Source organism: Vibrio sinensis (genome assembly GCF_003605645.1).
In the GTDB taxonomy this organism is placed as follows: domain Bacteria; phylum Pseudomonadota; class Gammaproteobacteria; order Enterobacterales; family Vibrionaceae; genus Vibrio; species Vibrio sinensis.
Genome location: NZ_QVMU01000001.1, coordinates 706,320 through 718,882, shown reverse-complemented (window position 1 = coordinate 718,882; position 12,563 = coordinate 706,320). Strand labels below are relative to the sequence as shown.

The following is a 12,563-nucleotide window of genomic DNA, read 5'->3' as shown; positions in this document are numbered from 1 at the left end:
GTATGAGTCAGTGGTTAGTTCATGTTACAGAGCTTGCTATGGCCAGACAACCCAATCAATTGGCGGGTCGATTTGCCGACACTATTCGTGATGAATTAGGACTAAAAAACAGTTTATTACTGGTTCCAAGTTCAGATGGACGCACGTTAGTTTCTCATGGAGAACCGCATCAATTGAGTTGGTCTGTCACCGATTTTGATTGCCCAGTTGCTCATGTATTACAGTCAGCAAAGCCTATTTATTTAGGCTCTGATGAGCTCGTTTTTTGGCGCTCTAATCGCTCATTTCGGCAACTGACTAGTTGCGTGAGTTTCATGGATACAGTGGCGATTCTTCCTTTACCCGTTGGAGGTGAACAAGTCCAATCTGTGTTGCTTATGATAGGGGAAAGCCGCCTCATGGAGGGCTTAGTTGATCAAGGTGAGTTTGCGAAATACCTTGAGGTGTTTACGCATCAATGGGCTTTGCTCAATAAAATGCAAAAGGAACACCAAGACCGCCAAGTATTGTCTGAATCATTGTCAGACGCGCAGCGTGACAGCGATCGTCGCTGTGTAATGAGCCAACTCTCAACAACGTTAATTGGAAATAGCAGCGCGATGCAAAAGTTGCGTGAGCAAATTATCAATGCGGCATCGTCGAAACTATCGGTAATGATTCAAGGGGAAACAGGAACAGGAAAAGAGCTTGTTGCGCAGGCGGTTCACGATGTTTCGTCTAGGAGTAAAGGACCTTTTGTCGCCATAAACTGTGCGGCAATTCCTGAAAATTTGTTGGAGAGTGAGCTCTTCGGCTATAGCAAAGGCGCCTTCTCAGGTGCAGATAAAGACAAGTTAGGTTTAATTGCACAAGCCGACGGAGGCACGTTATTTCTTGATGAGATCGGAGATATGCCATTGAGCTTACAGGCTAAATTATTACGAGTACTTGAATCTCGAGTTTTTCGACCTGTAGGAGGAAAAAAAGAGCTGACATCAGATTTTCGTTTAGTCTCAGCAACTCACGTTAACCTGTTAGCACAAGTGCGTCAGCGACAATTTCGTCAAGATTTGTACTACCGCTTATTGCAGTACCCGATTTCGTTACCTCGCCTCAGCGATAAAATCGAAGATATAGAGTTTTTGAGTCATCACTTCGTCAGCATATTCAATCAGCACAATGAAACTTATATACGAGGTTTAGCGTATACGGCGATTGATCGCCTTAAGCAGTATGACTTTCCTGGTAATGTTCGAGAGCTAAAGCACTTGATTGAATTTGCGTGTGCGCAAACGCTTGATGGAACGGAAGTAACCGTCGATTGTTTTGAGCATCGTTTGTCCCCCAGTCATTTATTCACACCGGAATTGGGACATATTTCAACTCATAATTTGGCGGCATCGGAAGCGACGTTTACCTCCGGAGGTGTGAAAGACTTGAAACAAACCTTGAATGAATTTGAGCTGCATATTATCCGAGAGCGTTTACAACTGTTTGAGGGAGATCGGGCTAAAACTGCGGAAAGCTTAGGTATACCTAAGCGAACATTGGCGTATAAATGTCAGAAGTTGGAGATTAAAACGTCATGATTGCACGATGTTGTCATATTTCGATGATGGTGTTTTTTATGCTTGGTGGTAGTGGGGCGAACGCTGAAAGTTTCATTTTAGATCGAGCACAAAGTTGTACCAAGATTGGTTCTCGATTAGATCGCCTTACTTGTTTTGATTCACTGTTTAAAACACCTGCTCAGGTAGATGTAGCGCAGATTAAAAACGAGGATGTTCCCGATTCTTGGCAACGCGCTTTTGATAGCTTTAGCCAATATAAAGTAGGGGATGTGAGTCATTTAACTGCGTTGGGTGAGGAAGAAAGAGGCGATGCTTGGGTTACCTTGGTTGCTCTAAACGAGAAAACCGCTTTCGCTAATAATGTGAAACCGATATTGCTGATGAGCTGTATTGATAATCTTAGTCGAGTGGAGTTGGCATTTCCCACTGCGATTGATGATCCCCAAGTCAACATATCCATTATTGGTCTACCGTCGCAATCGTGGAGAAGCGATGATGTTGGTGTGTTGTTTTCGTCAGGGAGAGGGATCCCAGCGATTGATATGATGAAAGCGATGGAAAAACAACAACGCCTTGTTCTACGTTCCAATTCACGAATAGTCGATGGTTTATGGTTCGATGCTAGGCAGCTATCGCAATCCTTAACATCCCTACGAACACGCTGCGGCTGGTAAGGAGAAAAGAATGGATATTACCCATTATCGCCAGTGCATCGTTCAACCGATTAAAGGTGAAAACCCGGCTGGTAGCCGTTTAGTTGACGATCCTTTGTTTGATTTCGTTGAAAACCAAATGATGAAAGTAGGATCGCTCTCTCATACCAGTGTGCAATGGTCCGAAGTTGAACAAACAGCGGTTCAGTTGCTACATGAGAAAAGCAAAGATCTTAAGTTGCTTATTATTTTGTTGCAATGCCTACATCACAATGTGACGCCGTCACGTTTCATTGTGTCATTACAATTGTTGGCGGATTTCATCCCACTCTACTGGGACACGTGTTTTCCTGCGCCAGGCAAAAAAGGCATGGTTCATCGCGGACGCTTTTTTAGCCAAACGGTGCAGAGGTTTACGCAGGTTGTCGATAAGTTGGACTTTGAACGTTTTTCACCTCAGCAAAGAGAGTCGTTAAAAGACCTTCTAGTGTCGTGGCAAAAATCAGTGACTGACATCGGTTTGATGACCGGTATGGCTGAAACTCTTGTAGCCAAAATTAACAGTTCACTGAGTCGCTCTATCGAGCGAGAACGGATTGAAAAGACAGAACCGCCATCCGAAGTTAGTCGACCTAAAACGTCAGTAGTCACTTTAGCCTCAATCGATAACTCAAGTGATAAAGCTATCAAAGAGTCGTTGCTCAACGTTGCAGAGGTACTTTCACAGCAAGATTTTGGGATTGCTTTGGCTATCCGAGTTCGTCGTTACGCAGTGTGGTCGAGCATCGCTTCGTTACCAGAACATGATCTGAATGGAGAGACGCAACTACGTGGAATGATGCAAGAGCGAGTTAAAGAGTATCAAGACCATATGCGTAGTCCTGATATCGATTTATGGCGCAAGGTTGAACAAAGTTTAACCATGGCACCTTTTTGGTTTGATGGGCAATTGATGAGTTATGAGATTGCAAAAAGCTTAGGTAATAGGGGCTGGTGTGATGCCATTTTAAGCGAGTGCGTTCAGTTTGCATCTCGAATGCCCGATCTGCTTAAGCTTAAATTCAAAGGTGGGGAGCCGTTTGTCAGCGAACGTGCGAAAGAATGGCTACTTAGTTATCAAAGCAGTGGTGGTCAACCATCAGCGGTAGGTGATTGGAAAGAGAAAGGCGAGGAGGCGACGACACTTGCTAAAGAAGCGGGTATCGCAGTGGCTCTTTCGATGCTTAATGATGGCTTGATAGCTGCTATAGAGCCTCGTGATAAATTTTATTGGCGCCTCTTATCTGCAGATCTACTAAACGTAAACAACCTCGAGGCGATGGCAAAGGAACAATATCAAACATTGCACTCACAAATTATCACAATGAGCGTCAACGATTGGGAACCCTCATTAGTTGAACAGTTAGAAAAAAACACGACGTCAGAATAAACGAAGGATAAAAATCCATGTGGAAATATTTATTTAGGATCGCGAGAATGCTAAAACCTAGCCTCGCAGCAGCGATGCCTATTTTACTGCTTAGTCTCTTCATTATTGTGAACGTGGCTATTTGGTGGGCAGGCCCATGGCTAGATATAAAGGGCAATTTACCATTAGATTCTATGATGGAACGGGCCATTGCCAGTAGTCTGTTTTCTTTGAGCACTCTCGCTCTTTGGGGCGTTTGGCAATGGCGAAAACTGCAAGCTTTTCAAGCTGAACGAAAATATGAAGAGCGCTTACGTCAAGACCCAATTAAAGCCTACGAAGATCGTCAAGAAGTAGAGCTTAACCAAATCATGGTTAGCATGAAAGAGAATCTCCCTCAGCGAGACTACTTATATGCATTACCTTGGTATCTTGTACTTGGATTAGAAAATGCGGGCAAAACCAGTTTGATTAACCGTAGTGGGCAAAATTATGTCTTTTCTTCGGTGATGCGCGCTTCTGGTCAAAAAAGTGAAAACCCATATTCATTTGATTGGTGGATTGGTGATGAGTCAGTGATGATAGATCCTGACGGTGAATTACTTACCCAAGGCAACTATGCCAATTATGACCATGAACATATTAGCCGTGGGAATGAAAATGATGGTGCAATGGAACGACGCTTATGGATGCATTTCGTTCATTGGTTAGAAAAAACGCGTAGTCGTCGACCATTAAACGGTATTGTTTTAACAATAGATGTTTCGCGCTTAGCAACAGCAACGGCAACAGAGCGTAAGGCTTATGCTAATTTACTTCGAGCGCGCTTACGTGAGCTAATGGAAACTTTATCGACTCGATTACCGGTCTACATTACGTTGACAAAACTCGATTTATTACAAGGTTTTGAACCATTCTTTAAACACTACTCTCGTCGTCAACGTGAAGAGGTACTTGGTTTTACTTTCTCACTAGACTCTGTTGACGATTTGGATCATTGGCTGAAAGAATTTTCATCAGAATATAGTAACTTTATCGCCCGTATCAATGATGTCCTACCTCATTCTGTTTCTGGGCCTATGTCGCTGGAAGATCGTAATGCGATTTATAGTTTTACGCGTCAAGTTTCTGGTTTAAAAGAGATTTTGGCGAATTTTTTATCCGAAGCTTTGGCAAGTGACCAGTTTTCTACCTCAGCGTTGGTGCGTGGTGTTTATTTCACATCTGTATATCAACAAGGCGTACCAACTAATGCGTTTGATGATGCTGCATCACGCCGTTATGGCCTCGATCATGCTATCAATAAAGCACAGCATGCTAAAAATTCGACCGTTTATTTTACTCAGAAGCTATTTAATAATGTAATTTACCCGGAAGCGGGCTTGGCTTCTGATAATGTAAGAGTTACTAGGCACAACCGCCGAGTGATGGGCTTAACAATAATAGCATGTTCGATTGTGACGGTATTATTTGTTGGTACGTGGCATCGTTATTATCTCACCAACGTGCAGCAATCGGATGCCGTTCTGACCAAGGTTAATGAGTATCAAAGCGAGCTTAGCTCCACGCTAAATGCCTCCTCACAACAAGAGATCTTAGAACCATTAAACAAGATTCGTGAAGCAACGTTGGAGTTCGGCTTTTTCAGAGAAAAACCGAAGTATATTTCGGATTTTGGTTTGTATCAGGGACACACCATTGGTCCTATGGTCGAAGATACCTACTTGAATTTATTAGAAAATCGCTTCCTGCCGTTGTTGATGGCTGATTTGGTTGTTCAATTGAATCAAGTTCGAACTGATGAGGAAAAACTCGCAGTTTTACGTGTTTATAGAATGATGGTCGACAAAAGTGGTCGATATAAGAACTATGTATTGGAATATTTCGTTCAATATTGGCAACGTGAGTTTGATGGTCAGCGTGATATTCAAGTTGCGTTACAAGGGCACCTAGAATATGCAATGAAACATACTGACTTAACCGCGAATCGAGTCAATGGCGATACAGATGCAGAACGAGTAATGAAACCTTATGATCGAGTGATTGCAAAGGTTCAAGCTCAACTGAGTACGATTCCTAATGATCAACGAGTATATCGTAATCTAAAACTTAACTCACAAACGGCACTCGGTCCTGCCATTAATCTACGTAACCTTGTAGGGCCTGTGTTTGATATGGTTTTTGAAGAGCAGGTGATTAATCGTAGTGAGATCTATATCCCTCAAATGTTAACCAAAAAAGGGTTTGAAGACTATTTCATGCCTCAATCAGAATCGATTTCTGAATTGGCGTTAATAGATAGCTGGGTTTTAGGTCTATCAAATAGTGCGCAGTTTAGCGAAGCAGACAAAGTCGCATTGCGCGAAAAAGTACGCAAATTGTACGTCGCAGATTACACCAATACTTGGCGTTTAGCGTTAAATGAAATCAACGTTAAGTACTTTAGCGATATTAATCACGCGGCGTTAGTACTTGAAAATTTAACGGGTAACATTGAACCTATCCAACGTTTACTGCGTGTACTGGAAAGCAATACTAAAATGTACACCAATGTACCGGAGGACAAGGCTGCACAAGAAGCGTTGTTGCATAGTTCTAAATATAATGTTGCTTCACAGATCGATACGCCATTTTCCGAACTCAACAATATGCTTTCACCAGTAGGAGAGAAGCCTGCGTATATTAACGAAGTTTTAGCGGCGGTAGAGGGATTACATAGTTACGTTAAGGCGATCCAAGAGGCTCCAGATGTGGGTATGGCAGCATTGGACGCAACGAAAGCACGAGTTAAATTGGTTAACGCAGACCCAATTTATACAGTGAGACGAGTCGCGTCTGGCTTACCTAAACCACTAAATATTATGCTGGAAAAACTGGCGGATGAAAGCTGGTATGTTGTGAAACAAGAAGCGATCAGGCATTTAGAAGTCCGTTGGTATAACGATGTTTATAAGACATTCCAAAGTAAATTAGCGGGGCGTTACCCTTTTAACCCTACCTCGAGAAAAGACAGTTCTTTTGTTGATTTTGAAGCTTTCTTTGCACCTGATGGGACACTCGATAATTTTTACAACAGTCAGTTAAAGATGTTCGTAGAGGAAAATGTAGCTTTGAGCGATGAGAACAGTAATGGTAATTCCGTTATTAGTCGAGAAGTACTAGGGCAATTGAAGCAGGCGAAGAGAATTCAACAAGCGTTCTTCAATCGTAAAGGTGTGCTCGACGTTAGCTTCTCAGTTGAACCTTTATTGCTGACTAGTGACAAGCGTCGTAGTGTGCTCAATGTTGATGGTCAATACCTTGCCTATAACCATGGTCCTAGAGATACGGTTGAATTTATTTGGCCAAACACTTTCCGTAAATCAGCGGTTTCTAAAGTTACCTTGGTACCTGCGAAAAACAACATGTCTCCACGAAGTATTAACATTCGGGGGCCGTGGGCATTCTTTCGTTTATTAGAACAAGGTGATGTCGTCGGTGCGAGTGCGACATCGGTTGATTTTAAATTCTCAGTAGACGGTGGACAGATGATCTATCGCTTGAATTCTGAGGCGGATATCAATCCGTTTACTGAACGACTATTTAAATCATTTAAGCTATCAAAAACACTATATTGATGAGATAAAAATAGGTTCCATATTGTTTTTATTGAGAATTCATTGTTGATGAATTAGTCGTGTTTACAAAAATCCTCCAAAAGATTGGGGGATTTTTTGCTTTCTTATCGTCATTAATGAATTTAGTTGATGTTAATTCCGAGCTGGTTGAACTTTTATGTTAAATATCATTACAGGAAAAACAGATAGGTTTTAGCCGTCTATTGTTTGTTTTGCGTAAAAGAACTTGTTTTATAAGATATTTGTTCTTACATCATGCTATGGTAGCCTTTGTTAAACTTATTGCATATATCGCCATTTGTTCTATAAAACGCCAATGTTGCATGTTCGAAACTGTCAAAACCGATGGCTCTTGCCTAAGATCATACTGTCGACAGGATTGATCATTCCAACAATCATGAAATAAATGTAATGCCCAGAGCGAATGCATAATAACGGTTGAAGTCTAGGAGGAATGTACATGAGTTCTCGTTGTTATCATGCGGCTTAAACTAGCGTTGAATAAAGTGATATTGCTGAAATAGGATGTTGGAAATGAACAAAGTAGCAAACATTTTTATAGCTCAAATGCTGGGGGGCATTCTACTTGTAGGGTGTGGTGGAGAAAAATCATCGAGTATACAAGAAGATGAAAATATAGATTTTGATAAGGAACCAGTCACTGGAGGGAGTTGGTATCAGCCTCCAGTTTTAGCGACCTGGCAATGGCAATTAACAGGTGAAATTAACAAGACATACAGTGTCAATGTCTATGATATTGACTTGTTTGATTCAACTGAATCCCTCATTCAAGAGCTGCAATCAGATAATACCAAAGTTATTTGTTATTTTTCTGCGGGATCGTATGAGGAGTGGCGTTCTGACGCCAGTCAATTTAAGCCAAGCGATAGAGGTAATAGCCTTGATGGTTGGCCTGGGGAGGCGTGGTTAGATATCCGCTCTGAGAATGTGATATCAATTATGAAAGCTAGACTAGATTTGGCAGCAAAAAAGGGGTGTGACGGAGTTGAACCCGACAATGTGGATGGTTATCAGAATGATTCAGGGTTTAATTTAACAGCTCGAGATCAGCTTGATTTTAATCGTACGCTTGCCAATGAAGCTCATATAAGAAACTTGTCGGTGGGTCTAAAAAATGACTTGGACCAAGTAAAAGAACTTGTTGATTACTTTGACTTTGCGGTCAATGAGCAGTGCTTCCAGTATAAGGAATGTGATTTATTAACCCCTTTTATTGATAACGGGAAAGCGGTATTCAACGTCGAATATGAAAAAAAATACCTTACTGATGAAAGTGCCAAAGAAGCCCTTTGTGCAGAATCGTTAAGGTTACAATTTAGTACGCTGATTTTACCCGCCGATTTGGATGATGAGTTTAGGATCAGTTGCTTGTAATGCTTCCTTACTTAAGAAAATTAAAGAAGTAGGAACGAGTGGCTGTTCTTAAAGATTGATTCAACTAGATATAAAGCGTCGTTTCTGATTCTACGAAATAACGTTATCATTGACTAAATGTTAATGTTATTTCCTTTATTTTAACATCTAAGCGGTATTTTTTAATATGGCTACAATTTAGTGAGTTCTGGTTGCATATCACCGTGTTGTTTTTTGTGATACTTAGAATGATTTATTATATTGCGTGTCGTTTGAGATCACATTTAGCTATTTGTTTTATTCCATTAAATTAAAATTTGTACAATTATTGCCGTGTTCTAATTTAACTGAATCTAACTATGAGAAATTTTGTGATTATCAAGAGCAATATGAAAGAAAGCTTATGTTTAAGCTTTTTGGCTTGGTATACACAGGATTTTAAAATATCGATTCTTCCAGCGTTGCCCTCTAACATCTAATCTTTGCTTAACGCTTATATCTAAGTGTGAGCTCAAATCAGTTTTTATAAAATTACTCATATCAGCAAGTGAATTTTATTTCTCTTGTTGTAGGGGCTTTTTTATATCAAAAAATCATAATAATTATTTAGTGTGTAGTCTAATTTAATTAGCTATGCGCGTTATTTATGTGATTTAAAATTAATAATAAAAAACTAATCCAATATTGGAGCGTGAAATGAAATTGAACAGTAAAAGTATTATTATACTTTCAAGTGTGCTTGCGTCTAGCCAAGCCTTAGCGATGACCGTCTATGAAACTGAAACTCATAAAGTAGACATCTCTGGTGCATTTTTGATGGATTATTTCCAACCAGTGCATTTTCTTGACCACTTTTTTAATACTAGCCGTAGTACATTAGGAATTAGTATTGCCAGCCAGTTTGGCCAAGGTTGGTCTGGTGATGCAAAATTTGAATGGGATTCATTTATTAATGCACCATCGAATACAGTTAATTCATATGATTCATCTAAGGGGCCTGAGTCACTTGAATTTCAATACGGAGAAAGTGGCATACGTAGTCGTTTGGGATATTTCACTATCACCAATGATGATCTGGGCAGCATTCGAGTAGGTAAGCAATACTCAGTGTATCATGATGTTGCGGGCTACATGGACAACCTTATTGTATTTGATCCAGATGCAACACCACTATTCAGCGATGGTAAAGATGGTGGCTTCTTAGGTACTGCACGTGGCGATAACCTTGTCACGTATCGTAAAAGCTTTGAGAACTTGAACTTATCTGCTCAGTATGGTTTTAATAACGTACAAAACCAGCCTAAAACTTTAGATAGAGACAACAATTTTGCCGTTGCTGCGAGCTATGATTTTGATTTTGGTTTAAGTGTGGGCGCAACACATTTACAAAATAACGTCGATATCAAAGCCGGGGTTACAGATTCTGGTTTAGAACCTGGTCAAGCTCAAAAAATTACCACGATTGCCGCAAAATATACATACCAAGCTTTTAAAGTCGCTACGGCATTCACTGACGGTACTAAAGCTCATGAAACAGGTTTATTTGGCTATAGTCCAAACTTATATGCCGATGCGACTGGTGTAGATTTGTATGCAGAGTACTATTTTGAAATCGGCTTACGTCCTTATGTTTATTTATCTAACGTTGATTTCGATGATGTAAATGTCAATGGCGATCGTAGTGTTTATTCTATGGGCCTAAGCTATCACGCGACACCTCAGTTAATCATTTCTGGTGAAGTTAGAAAGACAGAAGAAGATAATTTAGGTGCGGGTAAACAAGATGATACACTATCAGGCTTAACTATTATTTACGCATTTTAACAATTAGAGTAAGTTAACTAATTGTAGTTGCTTTGTCCAAATTAAGTTATAAAATAATGGTTTTGTATATTATTTAATATCTGCTATTTATTGTGGGTAATTAATACACACACGTCATATCTTAATTTTGATGATAGTAACGTACGCAATGAAGAGGATAATCGACAATGTTGCTTATCCTCTTTTTTATGTCAGTGATATGGCAGATTATGGTATTGATGATGGGAGTATTGAATAACTATTTTTAGTGATTAGTGATTAGTGATTAGTGATTAGTGATTAGTGATTAGTGATTAGTGATTAGTGATTAGTGAACGGTACAACTTGAAATAAGGTGACAGTTTAGAATGTAAAGAATAGGCGATTCTAGAAGCTTGGTTAATATAACTCAGAACGAAGAGTCGATTAGATGGTTATTAAAAATCGCCACTCTAAAAAAGAGTGACGATTTAAGTGTATTACGTAGTAATTTCTATGAATGAAATTACACTTTGAAGTGTTTTAGTTGTTCGTTGAGTAATTGTGACGTCGTTGCAAGGTTTTGGCTCTCTTTTGCAAGCATTTGAGAAGCGTCTTTCACTTCATTAGCCGCGAGATGAATTGCCATAACATTCTGGGTCATTTCATTGGCTACCAACCCCTGTTGCTCCGACGCTGCTGCAATTTGCGCGGCCATGTCATTAGATCGGGATAACTCTTCAACCATGGTTGTTAGTTGAGATTGGGTTGATTGAGAAATAGTAACACTTTGCTCTACCTTTAGGTTACTTTGCTCCATTGCTTCAACAGTACGAAGAGTACGTTTGACCAAAGAATCGATTGTTTGCTGAACTTCGTCGGTTGATTGTTGGGTGCGACCAGCTAGGTTACGTACTTCATCTGCAACCACGGCAAAACCACGCCCTTGATCTCCAGCACGAGCAGCTTCAATCGCAGCATTGAGTGCTAATAAATTTGTTTGTTCCGAAACATCGCGAATAACACTGACCACAGCACTGATTTCGTTCACACCCGCTTGTAGTTCGACCACCATCTGGTTAGCAGAAGCGATATTGTGTGATACATCTGAAATGGTTTTTGTCGTTTTTTCCATTTCGCAGCCGCTTTGTTCTGCGTATCCAGTCACTAGAGCGGTGCTCTGGGCTGTGCTTTCAGCATTGCTAGCAACATCAGAGATCGTAGTACTCATTTCTGCCATTGCTGTCGAAATCACTTCTAACTGTGAATGTTGGTTATTCACGCTGGTAGCAACTTCTTCACTTGCTTGAGCAATACTATAAGCAAGATTGGAAGATTGCTGTGCAGATTCGTGAGCCATCGTGAGAGTATCTCTTAGCTTTTCTAGCATACGGTCAATTTCGTTGCTCATTTCACCAAGTTCATCTGTTCGGCTTACGTTCATTCTTACAGTCAGGTCACCATCCGCAATTTTATGGATATTTTTAACTAGTTTGCGCAAAGGCTCGACAATATTATTTGAAATTAGATAACCGAGAACAGAAAGAGCGGCAATAAGGATTGTCGCAACGATCGCTTCTTTAACCGCGTCTTCATAAAACGTTTCTTGGATATCGGCGACTAGGATTCCAGAACCAACAATCCACTCCCATTCAGGGTAAAGTTGAACGTATGAGATTTTATCTTTTAGGTCGCCCTCCGGACTAAGCCATCGGTAATCGATGAAACCCGAACCTGATTTTTGCGCAATTTGAACCATTTCTTGCCAATGAAATTTACCGGCACCATCTTTGAAACTCTTGGCATCCACGCCGTTGAGTTCAGGTTTTGCTGGGTGCAATATAACTTTAGAGTTTGGAGTTAGGATCCAAAAATAGTTGTCCCCATCATAGCGAATGGTTTGAATAGCTTTCATTGCTTCTAGTTTTGCGTTTTCTATCCCTATGTCATTACGCAATTGATAGAAGTGATCGAGTAAGCTAACAACCACTTCTACTTGGGAGCGGAGCTTACTTTCGCGTTCATGAAGAGCGCTTTTCTTTTGTTCGTTCAAATTGTAGAGACAAGCAGAAATCAAAAGTACAGATGAGAACGCGACCAGTGAAAAAAGTTTGTTGCGAACAGAGATATTACTGAGTTTCATAAAATGAGCCATTTTCCATATGTTAGGATCGCATTA

The 12,563-nt window shown here is 40.4% G+C and carries 7 protein-coding genes; 6 read left to right on the top strand and 1 reads right to left on the bottom strand.

Annotated elements, in window-relative coordinates; all coding sequences use genetic code 11:
* The first annotated feature begins 2 nt into the window (after positions 1 to 2).
* The 6 genes from DZ860_RS02955 to DZ860_RS02930 all read left to right on the top strand — a co-directional run bounded on the left by DZ860_RS02955 (position 3) and on the right by DZ860_RS02930 (position 10,426).
* On the top strand, positions 3 to 1,568 hold the full coding sequence (locus DZ860_RS02955; RefSeq protein ID WP_120029405.1) for a sigma-54 interaction domain-containing protein: 1,566 nt from the start codon (positions 3 to 5) through the stop codon (positions 1,566 to 1,568).
* Positions 1,565 to 2,224: a type VI secretion system-associated protein VasI gene (gene vasI, locus DZ860_RS02950; RefSeq protein ID WP_120029404.1), complete on the top strand. Its 660-nt coding sequence runs from the start codon at positions 1,565 to 1,567 to the stop codon at positions 2,222 to 2,224. The genes DZ860_RS02955 and vasI overlap by 4 nt, the downstream gene beginning before the upstream one ends.
* A gap of 10 nt (positions 2,225 to 2,234) precedes the next feature.
* Positions 2,235 to 3,632: a type VI secretion system protein TssA gene (gene tssA / locus DZ860_RS02945; protein WP_120029403.1), complete on the top strand. Its 1,398-nt coding sequence runs from the start codon at positions 2,235 to 2,237 to the stop codon at positions 3,630 to 3,632.
* Between the two features lie 17 nt (positions 3,633 to 3,649).
* Positions 3,650 to 7,228, top strand: coding sequence for a type VI secretion system membrane subunit TssM (gene tssM / locus DZ860_RS02940; protein WP_120029402.1), 3,579 nt, complete (start codon positions 3,650 to 3,652; stop codon positions 7,226 to 7,228).
* 534 nt (positions 7,229 to 7,762) lie between these two features.
* A complete protein-coding gene (locus tag DZ860_RS02935) occupies positions 7,763 to 8,623 on the top strand; it encodes an endo alpha-1,4 polygalactosaminidase (RefSeq protein ID WP_243641791.1) in 861 nt (286 codons plus the stop codon).
* 675 nt (positions 8,624 to 9,298) lie between these two features.
* Positions 9,299 to 10,426: a porin gene (locus DZ860_RS02930; protein ID WP_120029401.1), complete on the top strand. Its 1,128-nt coding sequence runs from the start codon at positions 9,299 to 9,301 to the stop codon at positions 10,424 to 10,426.
* Positions 10,427 to 10,910: 484 nt separating this feature from the next.
* Here DZ860_RS02930 and DZ860_RS02925 read toward each other — a convergent pair whose 3' ends face one another.
* Complete coding sequence (locus tag DZ860_RS02925) at positions 10,911 to 12,527, bottom strand: methyl-accepting chemotaxis protein (RefSeq protein WP_120029548.1); 1,617 nt, start codon at positions 12,525 to 12,527, stop codon at positions 10,911 to 10,913.
* Positions 12,528 to 12,563: the final 36 nt, after the last annotated feature.

Bases quoted from the DNA above. Each gene is read 5' to 3' on its own strand.
- DZ860_RS02935 (WP_243641791.1), top strand. From the start codon at position 7,763: ATGAACAAAGTAGCAAACATTTTTATAGCTCAAATGCTGGGGGGCATT.
- vasI (WP_120029404.1), top strand. From the start codon at position 1,565: ATGATTGCACGATGTTGTCATATTTCGATGATGGTGTTTTTTATGCTT.
- DZ860_RS02925 (WP_120029548.1), bottom strand. From the start codon at position 12,527: ATGAAACTCAGTAATATCTCTGTTCGCAACAAACTTTTTTCACTGGTC.
- tssM (WP_120029402.1), top strand. From the start codon at position 3,650: ATGTGGAAATATTTATTTAGGATCGCGAGAATGCTAAAACCTAGCCTC.
- DZ860_RS02955 (WP_120029405.1), top strand. From the start codon at position 3: ATGAGTCAGTGGTTAGTTCATGTTACAGAGCTTGCTATGGCCAGACAA.
- tssA (WP_120029403.1), top strand. From the start codon at position 2,235: ATGGATATTACCCATTATCGCCAGTGCATCGTTCAACCGATTAAAGGT.
- DZ860_RS02930 (WP_120029401.1), top strand. From the start codon at position 9,299: ATGAAATTGAACAGTAAAAGTATTATTATACTTTCAAGTGTGCTTGCG.